Annotated in this window: 17 protein-coding genes; 3 read left to right on the forward strand and 14 right to left on the reverse strand. The window is 71.7% G+C overall.

What is annotated here, in order from left to right; all coding sequences use genetic code 11:
- Positions 1 to 85: 85 nt before the first annotated feature.
- From EIL87_RS08105 to EIL87_RS27695, 5 genes are all read right to left on the reverse strand, one after another.
- Positions 86 to 601, reverse strand: a complete 516-nt coding sequence (locus EIL87_RS08105) for a shikimate kinase (RefSeq protein ID WP_158628609.1) — start codon at positions 599 to 601, stop codon at positions 86 to 88.
- The gene (gene aroC, locus EIL87_RS08110; RefSeq protein ID WP_125089548.1) at positions 601 to 1,806 is read right to left on the reverse strand and encodes a chorismate synthase; all 1,206 of its coding nucleotides are present in this window, start codon (positions 1,804 to 1,806) and stop codon (positions 601 to 603) included. Before aroC ends, EIL87_RS08105 begins: the two co-directional genes overlap by 1 nt.
- Before the next feature lie 47 nt (positions 1,807 to 1,853).
- Positions 1,854 to 2,441: a prepilin peptidase gene (locus tag EIL87_RS08115; RefSeq protein WP_125089549.1), complete on the reverse strand. Its 588-nt coding sequence runs from the start codon at positions 2,439 to 2,441 to the stop codon at positions 1,854 to 1,856.
- 87 nt (positions 2,442 to 2,528) lie between these two features.
- Positions 2,529 to 2,984 carry a PTS sugar transporter subunit IIA gene (locus EIL87_RS08120; protein ID WP_125089550.1) on the reverse strand — a complete coding sequence of 152 codons (456 nt, stop codon included), beginning with the start codon at positions 2,982 to 2,984 and terminating at the stop codon, positions 2,529 to 2,531.
- On the reverse strand, positions 2,981 to 3,376 hold the full coding sequence (locus EIL87_RS27695) for a glucose PTS transporter subunit EIIB (RefSeq protein WP_325049423.1): 396 nt from the start codon (positions 3,374 to 3,376) through the stop codon (positions 2,981 to 2,983). Before EIL87_RS27695 ends, EIL87_RS08120 begins: the two co-directional genes overlap by 4 nt.
- A 68-nt stretch (positions 3,377 to 3,444) precedes the next feature.
- Here EIL87_RS27695 and EIL87_RS08130 point away from each other — a divergent pair, with 68 nt between their 5' ends.
- The 3 genes from EIL87_RS08130 to EIL87_RS08140 all read left to right on the forward strand — a co-directional run bounded on the left by EIL87_RS08130 (position 3,445) and on the right by EIL87_RS08140 (position 5,845).
- Positions 3,445 to 4,203 (forward strand): GntR family transcriptional regulator, encoded by a 759-nt coding sequence (locus tag EIL87_RS08130; RefSeq protein ID WP_125089552.1) that lies wholly within the window; start codon positions 3,445 to 3,447, stop codon positions 4,201 to 4,203.
- 84 nt (positions 4,204 to 4,287) lie between these two features.
- On the forward strand, positions 4,288 to 5,541 hold the full coding sequence (locus EIL87_RS08135) for a PTS transporter subunit EIIC (protein ID WP_125089553.1): 1,254 nt from the start codon (positions 4,288 to 4,290) through the stop codon (positions 5,539 to 5,541).
- A 40-nt stretch (positions 5,542 to 5,581) separates the two neighbouring features.
- Complete coding sequence (locus EIL87_RS08140; RefSeq protein ID WP_125089554.1) at positions 5,582 to 5,845, forward strand: HPr family phosphocarrier protein; 264 nt, start codon at positions 5,582 to 5,584, stop codon at positions 5,843 to 5,845.
- A gap of 67 nt (positions 5,846 to 5,912) precedes the next feature.
- Here the strand turns inward: EIL87_RS08140 and EIL87_RS08145 are convergent, their stop codons facing one another.
- The 9 genes from EIL87_RS08145 to EIL87_RS08185 form a co-directional block, all read right to left on the reverse strand.
- Positions 5,913 to 6,767 (reverse strand): shikimate dehydrogenase, encoded by an 855-nt coding sequence (locus tag EIL87_RS08145; protein ID WP_125089555.1) that lies wholly within the window; start codon positions 6,765 to 6,767, stop codon positions 5,913 to 5,915.
- Positions 6,754 to 7,956, reverse strand: coding sequence for an endolytic transglycosylase MltG (locus EIL87_RS08150; RefSeq protein WP_233576100.1), 1,203 nt, complete (start codon positions 7,954 to 7,956; stop codon positions 6,754 to 6,756). Before EIL87_RS08150 ends, EIL87_RS08145 begins: the two co-directional genes overlap by 14 nt.
- Positions 7,953 to 8,426, reverse strand: coding sequence for a Holliday junction resolvase RuvX (gene ruvX, locus EIL87_RS08155; RefSeq protein ID WP_125089556.1), 474 nt, complete (start codon positions 8,424 to 8,426; stop codon positions 7,953 to 7,955). The genes EIL87_RS08150 and ruvX overlap by 4 nt, the downstream gene beginning before the upstream one ends.
- On the reverse strand, positions 8,423 to 11,098 hold the full coding sequence (alaS, locus tag EIL87_RS08160; RefSeq protein WP_125089557.1) for an alanine--tRNA ligase: 2,676 nt from the start codon (positions 11,096 to 11,098) through the stop codon (positions 8,423 to 8,425). The genes ruvX and alaS overlap by 4 nt, the downstream gene beginning before the upstream one ends.
- An 82-nt stretch (positions 11,099 to 11,180) precedes the next feature.
- Positions 11,181 to 11,465: a hypothetical protein gene (locus tag EIL87_RS08165; protein WP_125089558.1), complete on the reverse strand. Its 285-nt coding sequence runs from the start codon at positions 11,463 to 11,465 to the stop codon at positions 11,181 to 11,183.
- Positions 11,462 to 11,869: a DUF948 domain-containing protein gene (locus tag EIL87_RS08170; RefSeq protein ID WP_125089559.1), complete on the reverse strand. Its 408-nt coding sequence runs from the start codon at positions 11,867 to 11,869 to the stop codon at positions 11,462 to 11,464. The genes EIL87_RS08165 and EIL87_RS08170 overlap by 4 nt, the downstream gene beginning before the upstream one ends.
- A 195-nt stretch (positions 11,870 to 12,064) precedes the next feature.
- A complete protein-coding gene (locus EIL87_RS08175) occupies positions 12,065 to 13,027 on the reverse strand; it encodes a 2-hydroxyacid dehydrogenase (RefSeq protein ID WP_125089560.1) in 963 nt (320 codons plus the stop codon).
- 100 nt (positions 13,028 to 13,127) lie between these two features.
- Positions 13,128 to 14,483: a replication-associated recombination protein A gene (locus EIL87_RS08180; protein WP_125089561.1), complete on the reverse strand. Its 1,356-nt coding sequence runs from the start codon at positions 14,481 to 14,483 to the stop codon at positions 13,128 to 13,130.
- A gap of 825 nt (positions 14,484 to 15,308) precedes the next feature.
- A complete protein-coding gene (locus EIL87_RS08185; RefSeq protein ID WP_125089562.1) occupies positions 15,309 to 16,817 on the reverse strand; it encodes a SulP family inorganic anion transporter in 1,509 nt (502 codons plus the stop codon).
- Between the last annotated feature and the right edge of the window lie 51 nt (positions 16,818 to 16,868).

The following is a 16,868-nucleotide window of genomic DNA, read 5'->3' on the forward strand; positions in this document are numbered from 1 at the left end:
TCCGGGCGGTGTCGCGACGTGCTCATGCCTGCGAGCTGGTCACCCGCGCCCGGCGGGGAGAACGGCTCCGCCACGTCGAACACCCCTATCCGGAGAGAGCGGCGAGGTCGGCGACGATGCGGTCGACGACCTGCCCGGGTCCGAGCTCGTCGGTGGCGACCTCCACGGCGGCCACCGAGCGGTAGACCGGCAAGCGCTCGTCGAGCAGCGCCTTGAACGTGGCGCGCGGGTTGACCCCGGCCAGCAGCGGACGCGCGGTGGAGAGCCCGACGCGGCGGGCGCCTTCGGCCAACCCCACCGACAGGAACACCACCGGGTGCCCGTGCAGCCGCTTGCGGGTCAGCTCGGAGAGCACCGCGCCCCCGCCGAGGGACAGCACGCCGTCGTGCTCGTGCAGCGCGGTGTCGACGGCCCGTTCCTCCAGCTCGCGGAAGGCCGGCTCACCGTCGTTGGCGAAGATGTCGGAGATCTCGCGGCCGGTGGCCTCGACGACGTCGGCGTCGGTGTCGCGGAACGTCACCCCGAGGCGGTCGGCGAGGAGGCGGCCGATGGTGCTCTTGCCCGCGCCGGGCGGGCCGATCACGATCGCGCGCGGCGACATCACCGCACCTGCCGCTTCTCCGCGCGCTCGCGCAGCGAGGCGAGGTAGCCCTCGACGTTGCGGCGGGTCTCCGGCAGCGAGTCGCCGCCGAACTTCTCCAGCGCGGCTTCGGCCAGCACCAGCGCCACCATCGTCTCGGCGACGACGGCCGCGCGCGGCACGGCGGTGATGTCGGAGCGCTGGTGCATCGCCTGCGCGGGCTCGCCGGTCACCACGTCCACGGTGGCCAGCGCGCGCGGCAGGCTCGAGATGGGCTTCTTGGCGGCGCGCACGATCAGCGGCTCGCCGTTGGTGATGCCGCCTTCGAGGCCACCTGCGCGGTTGCTGTCCCGGCGGACCCAGTTGACGCCCTGGTCGGGGTAGATCTCGTCGTGCGCCGCGCTGCCGCGGCGGTGGGCGTTGGCGAAGCCCTCGCCGATCTCCACGCCCTTGATCGCCTGGATGCTCATCAGCGCACCGGCCAGGCGGGCGTCGAGCTTGCGGTCCCAGTGCACGTGCGAGCCGATGCCGGGCGGCAGGTTGTAAGCGATGACCTCGACGACGCCGCCGAGGGTGTCGCCGTCCTTCTTGGCTTCGTCGACCTCGGCCATCATCCGCTCGGTGGCGGTGTCGCCGAAGGCGCGCACCGGGTTCTCGTCGATCGCGGCGAGGTCGTCCGGGCCGGGCAGCACGTCACCGGTGGCGTCCACCTCGCCCAGGCTGACGACGTGGCTGACGATCTCCACGCCGAACAGCTGCCGCAGGAACTGCCGGGCGACGGTGCCGACGGCCACGCGAGCGGCGGTCTCGCGGGCGCTCGCGCGCTCCAGGACCGGGCGGGCCTCGTCGAAGCCGTACTTCTGCATGCCGGCGAGGTCGGCGTGGCCGGGGCGCGGACGGGTCAGCGGCTCGTTGCGGGCCAGCCCGGCGAGCACGTCCTCGTCGACCGGGTCGGCGGCCATGACCTGCTCCCACTTGGGCCACTCGGTGTTGCCGATGCGCACCGCGATCGGGCCGCCCTGGGTCCGGCCGTGCCGGACACCGCCGATGATCTCCAGCTCGTCGGACTCGAAGTTCATCCGCGGGCTGCGCCCGAAGCCGAGCTTGCGGCGCTCCAGCTGGGTCGCGATCTCGGTCGAGGTCACCTCGACCTCGGCCACCATGCCTTCCAGCACCGCGACGAGGGCGGGGCCGTGCGATTCTCCAGCGGTCATCCAGCGCAACACACCACGAATCCTGCCACCTCTGCCCTGGGGGAACCCGGCCGGGTCGGTCACGGCCAGCTCAGGGTCACCAGCCAGGCGGGGGCGAGCACCGCAGGACCGTGCGCCACCGCCCGGGTCCGCTGCGACAGGGCCCCGACCAGGGTGAACAGCGCCGCCGAGACCATCACCAGGACGACGGCCGGGACCGACACGGCACCCACCGCCATGCCCAGGCCTCCGGCGAGCTTGACGTCCCCGGCGCCCATCGCGGCGGGAGCTATGAGCCGCACCACCAAGTACGTCCCGCAGAACAGGACGAAGCCGGCCACGGCACCGAGCACGACCCCGGGCCGGTGCAGCGCGGCGAATCCCAGGAGCACGGCGAGGACGAGGTGGCCCGGCACCGTCAGCGCGTCGGGCAGCCGGTGGACGCGCAGGTCGCAAGCCCCGAGCAGGACACCGCCCCAGGCGACGAGCATCGGGACCGGCGCCCACCACCAGGGAACCTCGCGCAGGCCGACGACGGCCCACGCGAGGCCGACACCGACCTCGCACCAGCCTCCGGGCACTGCCGTGCCGCGCGGGAGCCGGCCGAGCCAGCGACGTCCGCCCCACCCGGCGAGAGCTCCCACCACTGCCATGACCACCGCGCTCATCCCGGCAACGGTGCCGCGAACCGGGCGCCGCGCTCGGGATCCGCCGCGCGACGGGGCGCGTGTCGGGAGCCCTCCCCGGGAGGGTTCTCAGGCGTCGAGGACGAACAGCGGGTCGCCCGCGAGGACCTGGGCGTCCTCGCGCAGGTCCGTGAGGGATTCCGGCGCCGCCTCCAGCGCGATGACGGGGCACGTCGAGGAGTAGCCCTGGGACTCGACCTCCGTCGGGTTCCAGGTGATCATCTTCTGCCCGGCCTCGACCGCGTCGCCCTTCGCGACGTGCAGCGTGAAGCCCTCGCCCTTGAGCTTGACCGTGTCGATGCCCAGGTGCACCAGCACCGCGCCGCCGGTGGAGGCGGCGATGACGAACGCGTGCGGGTGCAGCGTCACGACCTGACCCGCCGCCGGAGCCACCACGTCGCTCTCGCCGCCGGTGGGCTTGACCGCGAGGCCCGGTCCCACCATGGCCTGCGAGAACACCGGGTCCGGCACGTCGCTGAGCGGCGTGGTCAGGCCCGCCACCGGGCTGCCCACCTCGGTGCTCACATCAAGTCCTCGATGTCGCCGGCCAGCGTGTCCGCCTCCGGTCCCACCACGACCTGCACGACCGTCCCCTGCACCATCACGCCGTGCGCGCCCGCCGCCTTGAGGCCGGCCTCGTCGACCTTCTCGCCGTCCTCGACCTCGCAGCGCAGCCGCGTGATGCACGGCTCGATCTCGACGATGTTGTCCCCGCCGCCCAGCGCGGAGAGGATCGCCTCGGCCTTGTCCTGAGCCACCACGTGCTCCCTTCGTGCTCTCGCCGCGGCTCGACCACCGCGACGCGACGATCTTGCGCCACGTGATGTCGATGCGGCAACGAAAACCGAGCCTTGTTGACACCTGATCGCGTGAGGCGCATTCTTCGCAACCAACTGGTCCAGACCGGACAGTACCAACGAGGAGTCACGGTTCTCATCCGAACCGGCGGCGACTTCACGTCAGGGTGACACGGCAGGAGGGTGTGATGGGAGGACCCGGGTCTGCTCACCAGCACGCCCCCGGCCTGCCCGACGGGCCGCTGCCCAAGCACGTCCAGCTGCGGGAGATCCTGCGCGGACTCGCCAGCGATGAGCTCCCGCCCGGCGCCGCCGTGCCCTCGGAGCGCGACCTCGCGCTGCGCTACGGGGTGTCCCGGCTGACGGTGCGGGAAGCGATCGGCCAGCTGGTCACCGAAGGTCTGCTGGTGCGCGTGCGCGGCAAGGGCACCTTCACCACGCGTCCGCGCATCGACTGGCAGGTGCACCTGGCCTCCTTCACCGAGGACATGCGCCGCCGGGGGATGCACCCGGAGACCGTGCTGCTCGACGCCGTCGAGGCCGTGCCCCCACCGGCCACCGCGCGGGCGCTGCAGCTGGCGCCGGAGGAACCGGCGTACTGGCTGTTCCGGCTGCGCAAGGCCGACGGGATGCCGATGGCGGTCGAGCGGGGCTGGTACCACCCGGGCGTCCTGCCCGGCCTGCTCCACCACGACCTCACCGCGTCGCTGTACACGCTGCTGTCCCAGCGGTACGGCCTGCAGCTGGAGTCCGGCACGCAGACCGTGCTGGCCGACGACGCCGACACCGAGACCGCGCGGTTGCTGGGCGTCCGCCCCGGCTGCTCGCTGCTGGTGTTCCGGCGGGTCTCCACCGCGCAGGGGCGGCCGGTGGAGGACATGACCTCCTGGTACCGCGGTGACCGGTACCAGGTGACGATGCAGCTCGACCGCGAGCCGGACCGGTGAGGCGGGAACCGGACGAACGGGCAGCGCACCACCGAGAACGTTTGCAATGATCTGCCGACGGGTGAACTGAGCAGGAGGTATCCGATGAGTTCCACCGCCGCCAAGGCGAAGGGGAGCAACAGAGGGCTCGCGCAACTCCAGCGGATCGGCCGCAGCCTGATGCTGCCGATCGCGGTGCTGCCGGCCGCCGCGCTGCTGCAGCGGCTCGGCCAGGACGACCTCCTCGGCGTGGACGGTCTCGGTGCCGCCCTGCCCTGGATGCAGACGGTCGCCGGCGTGATCGGCGCGGCTGGTGGGGCGCTCTTCGACAACCTGCCGATCCTCTTCGCCATCGGTGTGGCGATCGGCTTCGCGAAGAAGGCCGACGGCTCCACCGCGCTGGCGGGCGCGGTCGGCTACCTGGTGCTGCACGGCGTGCTGACCACCATCGCCGGCACCGAGGAGGGCACGTCGCTCAACAAGAGCCCCTACGGCGTGCTCGGCGGCATCGTCGCCGGGCTCGTGGCGGCCTGGTTGTGGCAGCGCTACCACCGCATCAAACTGCCCGCCTACCTGGGCTTCTTCGGCGGCAGGCGGTTCGTGCCGATCGTGACCGCGGTGGCGATGCTGGTCGTCGGCGTGATCATGGGCGTGCTGTTCCCGCTCTTCGACGCCGCGCTGACCGCCTTCTCCGACGCCGTCACCCAGCAAGCGGTCATCGGTGGCGGGCTCTACGGCCTGATCAACCGGTTGCTGCTGCCGTTCGGCCTGCACCACATCCCGAACAACGTCGTGTGGTTCCTCTTCGGCGACTACAACGGCGAGAAGGGCGACATCGCGCGCTTCTTCGCGGGTGACCCGACCGCGGGCACGTTCATGACCGGCTTCTTCCCGATCTTCATGTTCGCCCTGCCCGCCGCCGCCCTGGCGATCTGGCAGTCGGCGAAGCCGGAGCAGCGCAAGGTCGTCGGCGGTGTGATGATCTCGGTCGCGCTGACCTCGTTCCTGACCGGTGTCACCGAGCCGCTGGAGTTCTCGTTCATCTTCGTCGCGTGGCCTCTGCTGCTGATCCACGCGGTGCTGACCGGCACCTCGTTGGCGCTGGTCAACGCGCTGGACATCCACTCCGGCTTCGGGTTCTCCGCCGGTGCCATCGACTACGTGCTCAACTTCGGCATCTCCCAGGGCTCGCTCTGGTTGATCCCGATCGGCCTGGGCTACGCGGTCATCTACTACGTGGTGTTCCGCTTCGTGATCAGCAAGTGGAACCTGCGCACGCCGGGGCGCGAGGAGGACGACAGCGCCGCGGACGATGCGGATAATGCCGGTGGGGACGCGCCGGCCCCCGACAAGAAGTGAGACGGCGCGGGTCGGCGCCCGCCCCCGACGAAGGAGAGAGATGTCTGAACGACGGGTCACCGTAGCGAGCAAGGTCGGCATCCACGCCCGACCAGCTGCTCTGCTGGCCAAGACCGCCGCCGCGCAGCCGGTGGTGATCACCATCCGCAAGGAGGGCAACGAGCCCGTCGAAGCGGGCAGCATCCTCGGCCTGATGACCCTCGGTGCCTCCCACGGCGACGAGGTCATCCTCGCCGCGGAAGGCGAAGGCGCCGAAGAGGCTCTCGACGAGGTCGCCAAGCTCGTGGCCACCGACATGGAGTGAAGCCGACCCGCGAGAACGGCGGCGTTTCCCGTTCAGGGAGACGCCGCCGTTCTGCGTGCGGGTCCGGTTACAGCGGAAGGGCGTGGCCGGTGGCCGCAGCCAGGGCGTCGCGCATCGCGGTGCGCGGGGCCGGCCGGCCGGTGAAGTGCTCGACCTGGCCGAAGGCCTGGTGCAGCAGCATGTCCAGCCCGGTCGCCAGACGACCGCCGGAGGCTCGGACCGCCTCGGCCAACGGCGTCGGCCACGGGTGGTAGACGACGTCGAGCACGCACGCGGCCTTCGCGAGGTCCGCCGCGTGCGGGTCCACCGCTCCCGCCGGGAGCGTCGAGACCACCACGTCGTGGCTGGTCGCGGCGTCGGCGAGGGTGATCGAGCCCAGCCGTTCGACCCGCACGCGCACACCGGTGCGCTCGGCGGTCTCCACCGCTTCCGCAGCCCGCGCGGGCTCGCGCACGGCCAGCGTCACCTCGCGGACCCCCAGCTCGGCGAACGCCGCCAGCGTTGCCACCGCCGTGCCGCCCGCGCCGAGGACCAGACCCGCGCGACCGGAGGTGAACCCGCCTGCGGCGCGCAACGCGCCGACGACCCCGTCCACGTCCGTGCAGTCGGCGAACCAGCTGCCGTCCTCGCGGCGGACCAGCGTGTTCGCCGCGCCCACCGCTTCGGCCCGGTCGGCGACCTCGTCGGCCACCCGCAGCGCCGCGCGCTTGCCGGGCATCGTCACCGACAGGCCCGCCCACTCCGGGCCGAGACCGCCCACGAACTCCACGAGCTGCTCGGCGTCCGCCTCGACCCGCTCGTAGGTCCAGGGCAGGCCCAGCGCCTCGTAGGCGGAGCCGTGCAGGACCGGGGACAGCGAGTGCTCGACCGGCTTGCCGAGCACCGCCGCCCTCTTCCGGGCCTGGTCGTCAGAACGCGCCACGTGCCTGCGCTTCCTTGATGTAGGCGTCGTGCTGCTGCTGGTTCTCCGCGAAGCAGGACGTGCCGTCCGGGTAGCACTTCACGAAGTAGCGCCACTCGCCCGGGGCCGGCCGCTCGGCCGCCTGCAACGCCTCCTTGCTGAACGCCGAGATCGGCGTCGGCGGCAGCCCGTAGTTCAGGTAGGTGTTGTACGGGCCGGGGCGCTGCCGGTCGGAGCTGTTGGTCAGCAGCGTCGGCTTGTCCAGCGGGTAGTTGATCGTCGAGTCCAGCCCCAGCCGCATCGCGGGCTGGCCGAGCCGGTTCTCGATGACCCGGGCGATCCGCGGGAAGTCCTTGGCCAGGCCCTCGCTCTGCGTCAGCGACGCGATGATCATCACTTCGTACGGCGAGTGCTCGGTGCCCTCGGCCAGCTTCGGCAGACCGGCGACCTCCAGCTGCGCCGCCGACTTGGTGACCACGTCGCGCAGCACGTTCTCGGCCGACTCGCCGGGCTTGACGTCGTAGATGCCCGGCATGATCAGACCTTCGAGCCGGCGCCGCGGCTCGGCCTTCGACGCCTCGGCGACAGCCCACTTCGGCACGCCCAGGGACGCCAGGTCCGCGGTCGCGGCCACCTGGTGCATCTCCTCGGAGGTCGTGCACTTCTCGTTCTTCTTCGTGCAGGTCGCCTGCGCGAGCTTGGTGAGGATGCCCGGCGTGGTGCCGCCGTTGGGCGACGCCTGGTCCTCCAGCCGCTGACCACCGCGGATGTCGACCCGGCCGACCTTGGCGTCCTCGGACAGGATGTGGCTGACCGCCGCCTTGCCGGACATCTTGCTGCGCATGAGGTAGTAGCCGGGCTGGATCGAGTTGATCCGCTTGTTCTCGGCGGCCGCGGCGGTGAACGCCTTGGTGCTGGCCACCACGTCCTTCTCCGACAGGGTCTTGCCGATGTCGCCGACGGTGTCACCGGAGGCGACCTCGACGACGACGCTGCCGGTGCCCTCGCCGTCGTAGTCGTCGTAGGAGCCGATCCGCATGATCTGCATGGCTCCGTAGCCGACACCTCCGCCGACCAGCAGCAGGACGAACAGTCCCGCCAGCGCGGTCACCCACCGTCGCCGCTTGCGGCGGCGGAAGCGGTCGGGGTCGTGTCGTCGCCGCCGGTGTTCCCCGGGCTCGTCCGCGAACAGTCCGAGATCGTCGGTCACGGGAGTTCCTCTCGTGTCTTGGTCCCCCGGCCGTCCAGATATGCCTGCAAGATCTCCACCGCCGCCGCCTGGTCGACGACGGCGCGCTGCTTCTTCCCCCGCACGCCGCGTCCCGACAGCTTCTGGCTGGCCGTCACGGTGGTCAACCGCTCGTCGTGGAACCGCACCGGCACCGGTGCGACCCTCTCGACGAGCGCCGCCCCGTAGGCCTGCGCGATCTCCGCAGCGGTGCCGTGCCTGCCTGCCAACGTCTTGGGCAGGCCGACCACGACCTCCACCACCTCGTGCTCGGCGACGAGGTCGGCGATCTTGGCGAGATCGCTGCCGCCTTCCTCGTCCCGTCGCACCGTCTCCAGCGGAGTGGCCAGCATCGGAGCGGGATCGCTCAGGGCGACTCCGACCCGGACCGCCCCGACATCGACACCGAGCCGACGTCCCGGTCCGGGATCCGCCTGCTGGTGCTCGTTCACCCTCCAGCCACCACCTGGTCGACACCGTGGCGAAGCGCGCCGATGGCCGCGGTGATGCCGGCGGGGTTGGACCCGCCGCCCTGCGCCATGTCCGGCTTGCCGCCACCGCGACCGCCGACCTCGGCGGCGAAGGTGGGAACCAGCTTGCCCGCCGCGAGGCCCTTCTCCTGGGCGGCGTCGTTGACGCCGACCACGAAGCTGACCTTGCCCTCGTCGGCGGAGAACAGCGCCACCACCGACGGGCGGGAGGCGCCCAGGCGGCCGCGGACCTCACCGGCCAGCGCGCGCAGGGCGTTGCCGTCCACACCGTCCGGGACCTGCTCGGCCACCACGGTCACGCCGTGCACGTCGGTGCCCTTGTCGGCGAGCTCGCCGGCGGAGTTGAGCACCTGGTTGATGCGCAGCTGCGCGAGCTCCTTCTCGGCGTTGCGCAGCCGCGACACCACGCCCTGGATGCGGTCCGGCAGCTCCTCGGCGGGCACCTTCAACTGCTCGGCGAGCTGGTTGACCAGCAGGTGCTCCTTGCTGATGTGGCGCATGGCGTCCATGCCGACCAGCGCTTCGACGCGGTGCACGCCGGAGCCGACCGAGGCGTCCGACACCAGCTTGACCACGCCCAGCCGGCCGATCCGCGGCACGTGGGTGCCACCGCACAGCTCGCGGGAGTAGTCGCCCATGTCGACCACGCGCACCTGGTCGCCGTACTTCTCGCCGAACAGCGCCATCGCACCGAGCTCCATGGCCCGGTCCATGCTGGTGACGTAGCTGGAGACCTCGACGTCGGTCTGGAGGTAGTCGTTGACCTCCTCCTCGACACCCGCCAGCACGTCGGGCGACACCGACGACGGGACGGTGAAGTCGAAGCGCATCCGGCCCGGCGAGTTCAGCGAACCGGCCTGCGCGGCGCGCTTGCCGTAGGCGCTGCGGACGGCCGCGTGCACGAGGTGCGTCGCGGAGTGCGAGCGCTCGATGGCGTGGCGGCGGTTCGCGTCGACCGCGGCCTCCAGTGTGGTGTCCACGCCGAGCTCGCCCTCCAGCACCTTCGCGCGGTGCACGAACAGGCCGGGCACGCTGCGCTGCACGTCGAGGACCTCGACGGCCACGCCCGGGCCGACCAGCTTGCCGGTGTCGGCGATCTGGCCACCGCCCTCGGCGTAGAACGGCGTGCGGTCCAGCACCAGCTCGACCTCGGTCCCGGCTGAGGCGCGGGAAGCCGGCTGGCCGTCGACGAGCAGGCCCAGCACTCGGCTGTGCGACTGCAGGTCGGTGTAGCCGATGAACTCGGTGGTGCCGTGCTGGTCGAGCAGCGAGCGGTAGGTCGACAGGTCGCCGTGACCGGTCTTGCGGGACTTCGCGTCCTCCTTCGCACGGCGGCGCTGCTCGGCCATCAGGTCCCGGAAGCCCTGCTCGTCCACCGACAGCCCCTGCTCGGAGGCCATCTCCAAGGTCAGGTCGATCGGGAAGCCGTAGGTGTCGTGCAGCTGGAAGGCCTTGTCGCCCGCGAGGGTCTTGCCGCCGGACTTCTTCAGGTCCTTGACGGCCGTGTCGAAGATCTTCGACCCGGCGGTCAGCGTAGACAGGAAGGCCTCTTCCTCGTTGCGCATCACCGAGTCGATCCGGTCGAACTGGGTGACGAGTTCGGGGTAGCTCGGCGCCATCGCGTCGCGCACGACCTTGCTGAACTCGCCCAGCACCGGCTCCTGCACGCCCAGCAGGCGGGTGGAGCGCACGATGCGGCGCAGCAACCGGCGCAGCACGTAGCCGCGGGCCTCGTTGCCGGGGGTGACGCCGTCGCCGACGAGCATCACGCCGGAGCGGGCGTGGTCGGCGATGACGCGGAACCGCACGTCGTCCTCGTGGTGGGCGCCGTAGCGGCGGCCCGAGAGCTCCTCCGCCTTGGCGATCACCGGGCGGACCAGGTCCGTCTCGTAGACGTTCTCCACGCCCTGCAGCAGGCAGGCCACGCGCTCGACGCCCATGCCGGTGTCGATGTTCTTGGTGGGCAGCTCGCCGATCGGCGGGTGGCCCTCCTTGGGCGGCAGCTCACCCCTGATGTCCTGCATGAACACCAGGTTCCAGATCTCGATGTAGCGGTCCTCGTCGACGACCGGACCGCCCTCCTTGCCGTAGGCGGGGCCGCGGTCGTAGTAGATCTCCGAGCAGGGACCGCCGGGACCGGGCACGCCCATGTCCCAGTAGTTGTCCTTGGCGTCACGCCGCTGGATGCGCTCGGCGGGAATCCCGCAGACCTTCTGCCACAGCGCCGCGGCCTCGTCGTCCTTCTCGAAGACCGTCACCCACAGGCGAGCCGGGTCGATGCCGTAGCCGCCGTCGGCCACCGACTTGGTGAGCAGGTCCCAGGCGTGCTCCATGGCGCCTTCTTTGAAGTAGTCGCCGAAGGAGAAGTTGCCGGCCATCTGGAAGAACGTGTTGTGCCGGGTGGTCTTGCCGACCTCATCGATGTCACCGGTGCGCACGCACTTCTGGATGCTCGTCGCCCGCGGGTACGGGGCCGGCGCCTCGCCCAGGAAGTAGGGCTTGAACTGGACCATGCCGGCGTTGACGAACAGCAGCGTCGGGTCGTCCAGGATCAGCGACGCGCTGGGGACGACGGTGTGGCCGCGGTTCTTGAAGTGCTCGGTGAACCGGTGGTTGATCTCGTGGGTCTGCACTGGGAGTCCTCGGGAAGTGGTCAGGTCACGGACACGGCTGTCGGCGTCGGCGAGCGGCTGGCGGCGCGCAGGAGCGCCGACGTCAGCGGCCCGCCCGGCGAGCTCGCCGCTCGGCGTCGTGGTCGGCCGCTCTCCGGCGGACCTGGTCGGACTCGGCGACCACGTCCTGCAGCTCGTCTTCCCGCTCCTGCATCCCGGCGCGCACGTCGGCGCCGAACGACCCGACGGCCCCGGCCAGCTCGCGCATGGCGCCGCCGACCTGCTCGGCCATCCCCGTGGGGGTCGCCTTCCGAGCAGTCTCGTTGACCTTGCGGGTCAGCGCGACTCCGGCTGCGATGCCCGCGCTGAACCAGAAAAGGCGCCTCACGTGCGCACCCCTTTGTTCTTCCGGCGGAAGTGCCGCCCGGCCGGTTCTTGCTTGCGCTTCCGACGGGCCTTCAGCGCCTTGCTGACGCCGTAGGAGAACGCCGCCGTCTTCACCAACGGACCACCCAGTGTAGCCGTGAACAGCGACGACAACGCCGACACGTTGCCGCTGATGGTCTTGGCGTTGGAGGTGATGCCGTCAACGCGCTCCAGCTGCGTGTTCACGTGCGAGATCGTGGTGTTCGCGCCCGTGAAGATGGGGTCGCTGTTCTCCTGCGCCTTCTTGATCGCGGTGCTCGCCTCGTCCAAGGTCTTGCCGAGCTTGATCAGCGGCACCGCCAGCAGCAGAACCAGCAGCACGAACGCTCCGGCGACGATCAGCGCGGCGATCTGCGTGGGCGTCACGTGCCCTCCCGTATGTCCACGTCATGTCCTGGTCGAACCGGGAACGCGCGCCCGTGTTCGTTGATCGTGCGCCAGGTTACCGGTGCACCGGCCGACCACAAGCACCCGGGCCGCCGGGTCGAACCGCAGGTGCAGGCGGTTCGACCGCTGGTGGAGCGGGGTGCGCCCGGAAGTATCGATGCGGTGACCGGTTGATCACGCGGTGACGGGGGTCAGCGGCGGCTCGCCCGTCAGCACGGCGGCGACGTTGCGGGCCGCGAGCTCCGCCATCGCGGTGCGGGTCTCGGTGGTCGCCGAGCCCAGGTGCGGGGCCATGGCGACGTTGTCGAGCTCCAGCAGTCCCGGGTCCACCTCGGGCTCGTTCTCGAAGACGTCCAGCGCGGCACCACCGATCCTGCCCTCGCGCAGCGCTCTGGCCAGGGCCTTCTCGTCCACGACCGGGCCGCGGCTGGTGTTGACCACGATCGCGGTCGGCTTCATCGCCGCCAGCGCGCCGTCGTCGACGAGGTGGTGGGTCTGCTCGGTCAGCGGGCAGTGCAGGCTGATCACGTCGGCGGTGCGCAGCAGCTCCTCCATCGGGAGGTAGCGGGCGTCGAGCTCGGCCTCGACCTCCTGGGCGGCGCGGCGGCGGCCGGTGTAGGCGATGTGCATCCCGAACGCCCGGGCGCGTCGCGCGACGGCCTGCCCGATGCCGCCGAGCCCGACCACGCCCAGCGTCTTGCCCTGCAGGCCGGTGCCGAGCATGAAGTCGAGTCGGAAGGTCCAGGGCGTGCGTGAGCGCAGCAGCCGCTCCCCCTCGCCGAGGCGGCGGGTCACCGACAGCAGCAGGCCGAAGGCGAGGTCCGCCGTCGCGTCGGTGAGCACCCCGGGCGTGTTGGTGACGGTCACACCGCGTTCGCTCACCGCCGGGACGTCGATGTTGTCGTAGCCCACGGCGACGTTCGCCACGACCCGCAGCTGCTCCCCCGCGGCCTCGACCAGCTCGGCGTCGATGCGGTCGTGCAGCATCGCGACCACACCGTCGGCGCCGTTCACGGCCTCGCGCAGCTCCTCGGGCGCCAGCGGCCGGTCCTGGTCGCAGACCTCGACCTCGGCCACCTCGCGCAGCAGCTCCACCGCCGACTCCGGCACCGCCCTGGTGACCACGACCCTGCTCACATCGACCTCCGGGGTTGTCCTCGGGACGGAACCTATCGGTTCGGACGGGACGCGTGGCTGCGGTCCCGGGAGTGCGCCGTTCGCGGGCGAGCGGTGGCCCTCAGTCCTCGTCCCTGATGATGCTCCGGAGCTTGGGGACCCGGTCGTGGAGAGCTCGTTCCGCACCTCGGGGGGTGGGGTTGTAGTAGTCACGGCCCATGAGCGACTCCGGCGGGTACTGCTGGGCCAGCACCCCCTCGGGCTTGTCGTGCGGGTAGCGGTAGCCCTTGGCGTTGCCGAGCTTCTGAGCTCCCGCGTAGTGGCCGTCGCGCAGGTGCGGCGGGACGGGGCCGCCCTTGCCCGCGCGCACATCGCCCATCGCCTCGTCGATCGCGGTGATCACCGCGTTGGACTTCGGAGCGGTCGCCAGGTGGATGGTGGCCTGGGCCAGCGCGAGGCGCCCCTCGGGCATGCCGATGAACTGCACCGCCTGCGCGGCGGCGACAGCGGTCTGCAACGCGGTCGGGTCGGCCATGCCGACGTCCTCGCTGGCGTGCACGACCAGCCGGCGCGCGATGAACCGCGGGTCCTCGCCGGCCTCGACCATGCGCGCCAGGTAGTGCAGCGCGGCGTCGACGTCGGAGCCCCGGATGGACTTGATGAACGCGCTGGTGACGTCGTAGTGCTGGTCACCGCCCCGGTCGTAGAGCACCGCCGCGCGGTCCACCGTGGATTCGACCGTGGCCAGGTCGATCACCTCGGCGCCGGTGGACGCCGCCGACTCGGCGGCGGCCTCGAGCGCGGTCAGCGCACGCCGGGCGTCGCCCTCGGCCAGCGCCACCAAGTGGTCCTCTGCGTCGGCGGCGATCCCGATCGCGCCGCCCAGACCGCGTTCCTCGGTGACCGCCCGGTGCAGCAGTTCTCGGATGTCCTCGTCGTCCAGGCTGCGCAGCTGCAGCACCAGCGACCGCGACAGCAACGGCGCCACGACGGAGAAGTACGGGTTCTCGGTGGTCGCGGCCACCAGCAGCACGGTCCGGTCCTCGACCGCCCCGAGCAGCGCGTCCTGCTGGGTCTTGGAGAAGCGGTGCACCTCGTCGATGAACAGCACGGTCGCTTCACCGGAGCGGCCGAGGCGACGCCGGGCCTCCTCGATGACGGCCCGGACCTCCTTCACGCCCGACGACAGAGCCGACAGCGCCGCGAACCGGCGTCCGGTCGCCTTCGACACGAGGTTCGCGAGGGTCGTCTTGCCCGTTCCTGGTGGCCCGTAGAGCAGCACGGACGCGGGAGCGGCACCCTCCACGAGCCGCCGCAGCGGTGCCCCGGCTCCCAGGAGGTGCGCCTGCCCGACGACCTCGTCGAGGGACCGGGGCCGCATCCGCACGGCCAGCGGCGCGTTCTCGGCCAGCTTCTCGTCGGCCTTCTCCTCGGTCTCAGCCCCGAAAAGCCCCTCGTCGAACAACCCCTCACTCACACCAGGAACGCTACCCGCCGACCCCGACTCCCCCACCCACCGCGTCCACCCCGGGAAGCACCCGACGCGGCCCCACGGCGCCCACACCGCAGCCGCGGAGGAATCAGACTTCGCGGGGACCCCCGCTGATCGGAACTCGGATCGCTGCACCCCGGCTACGGCCGCGACTCCACGCGGGCGGGACGAACGCGCAGCAGGAAGGTCGCCTCAACGGTCACCGGCCGTCGTCGCGGCCCGGGCGCTGCAGGACTCGCCCGGCTCTCTCGGCGCCCGCTCGCGGCTGCGGACAGCCGACTCCTGAGCGGGTAGCCAGAGATCCCGGTGATCAGACTCCCGCCTGAAGGGGGTTCCACACTTCCGCTCCAGGGCCGCCGCATCGCCGCGGTGGTCCGGGTGGTGGCGCACTCCCGAGGCCCGGCACGGCCCGTCACCCGGCCACCTCCCCCGGCTCACCGCGGGGCGGCGCGAACGCCGCGGAGGTCAGGCCCACGGACCATCGCGCGAGCCTGGTCGCGGCGGTGGTCCGGGTGGCAGCACGCCCCCCGAGGTGCACCGCGAGCAGCGGCTCCTCACCGCCACCCGGCTCCGCCGCAAGCCGGTCGCGGACGCCACCGCGACCGGGAGGACGGTTCACCGCCGCGACCGGGTCACCGATCACGGCGGCGATCCGAGTGGTGGCGCACCCCCGAGGCCCGCGCGGGCCCGGCTCCCCGCCACCTCCTCGGCTCCCAACGAGGACGGATCAACCGCCGTGATCGAACCCCGGGTACCGCGCTGATCGGGTCCTCAAACCCCGGGGTGATCCGTTCCACCGACCGGTTGACGTCAGCCGGTCCCAGCGGGCATGGCGACCTCGACGCTGCCGTTGTTGCGGCGGTGCTCGACGACCCAGTTCTCCACCGCCTGGTGGCAGGCGCGGTCGAGGTGGCGAACCGTGCTCAGGTCGAGGTGGACGTGCTTGTCCTCCGGCAGCCGCTCGAGGTGGTCGAGGAGCCGAGGCAAGCGCAGGAACGTGGCGTTGCCGCCGAGCTGCACGCGGACGTGGTCGTCGGCGTGCTCGGCTTCGACCGACAGTCGCGAGACCTCGACCGCGGTCTTGACCACGGCCGCCGCCAGGCCGGTGAGGGTGCCGATGAGCAGGTCCGTCGCCACGATCGTCACCGCGGTCAGCACCAGCACGAAGGCCTCCGAGCGGTGCTCGCGCACCAGCGCGGCGACGGCCTTGAGCTCCAGCAGCTTCCACCCCGCTTGGATCAGCAGCGCGGCCAGCACGGCGGTGGGGATGAACGCCAGCAGACCCGGCAGCAGGACCACGAACAGCAGCAGCCAGAAGCCGTGCAGCACGCGCGAGAGCTTCGTCTTCCCACCGGCCTGCACGTTGGTGGAGCTGCGGACGATCACCGCGGTCATCGGCAGCGCGCCGAAGACACCGCAGACCGCGTTGCCGGCGCCCTGCGCGACGAGCTCCTTGTTGTAGTGGGTCTTCGGACCGTCGTGCATGCGGTCCACGGCGGCGGCGCTGAACAGGCTCTCCGCCGAAGCGATCAGCGCGAAGGTGAGGATCGAGCCCAGCACGGCGAGGTCGACCGCGCCGAAGTCGGTCGTCGTGGGCGGGTTCAGCGACGCCAGCAGCGAACCGACCTCGACCTCCTCCACCGGCAACGCCAGCAGCGCGGCGGCCGCGCTGGTGAGGACCACGGCGATGAGAGCACCGGGCACCAGGTTCAGCGGTGCGGGCACGAACTTCTTCCACGCGGTCATGACCAGCAGCGCCGCCACCGCCAGGCCGACACCGGCGACGCCTTGCGGCGTGGTCACCATCGCGGTGGCCAGCTCACCGAGGCGGCCGAACTTCTCCGCGGTGGAATCGGGCTGTTCGAGCCCGCCGACCGGGTAGACCTGGCCGAGGATGAGCACCAGGCCGATGCCGGCGAGCATCCCCTGCACGACCGACGGCGAGATGGCGCGGAACCAGGTGCCCAACCGGGTCGCGCCGAGCAGGATCTGCACGACGCCGGCGCCGAGCACGATGACGCCGAGCATCCCGAGCCCGTGCTCGCTGACGGCCGAGGCCACCAGCACGGTGAGTCCGGCGGCGGGACCGGACACCTGGAGGCTGCTGCCGGGCAGCACGCCGACCACCAGGCCGCCGACGATGCCGGTGAGGATGCCCAGTTCGACCGGCACGCCGGAGGCGGCGGCGACGCCGACGCACAGCGGCAGGGCGACCAGGAACACCACGAGCGAGGCTGCGATGTCGGCGCCGAGGGTCTTCGGGGCGGCGGGCCTTCGCCCGTCGTGCGGGTGCGACGAGGCGTCGAGTTGCGGGATCACGATGCCCTCCAGGGCGATGTCGGGTAGCGGGGACCGCGCCGGGCACCCGCG

The sequence above is a fragment of the Saccharopolyspora rhizosphaerae genome (assembly GCF_003931915.1).
Classification (GTDB): Bacteria; Actinomycetota; Actinomycetes; order Mycobacteriales; family Pseudonocardiaceae; genus Saccharopolyspora; species Saccharopolyspora rhizosphaerae.

Coding starts and splice junctions, on each gene's coding strand:
- EIL87_RS08135 (WP_125089553.1), top strand. CDS start 4,288: ATGAGTTCCACCGCCGCCAAGGCGAAGGGGAGCAACAGAGGGCTCGCG.
- EIL87_RS08115 (WP_125089549.1), bottom strand. CDS start 2,441: ATGAGCGCGGTGGTCATGGCAGTGGTGGGAGCTCTCGCCGGGTGGGGC.
- EIL87_RS08140 (WP_125089554.1), top strand. CDS start 5,582: ATGTCTGAACGACGGGTCACCGTAGCGAGCAAGGTCGGCATCCACGCC.
- EIL87_RS08130 (WP_125089552.1), top strand. CDS start 3,445: ATGGGAGGACCCGGGTCTGCTCACCAGCACGCCCCCGGCCTGCCCGAC.
- EIL87_RS08105 (WP_158628609.1), bottom strand. CDS start 601: ATGTCGCCGCGCGCGATCGTGATCGGCCCGCCCGGCGCGGGCAAGAGC.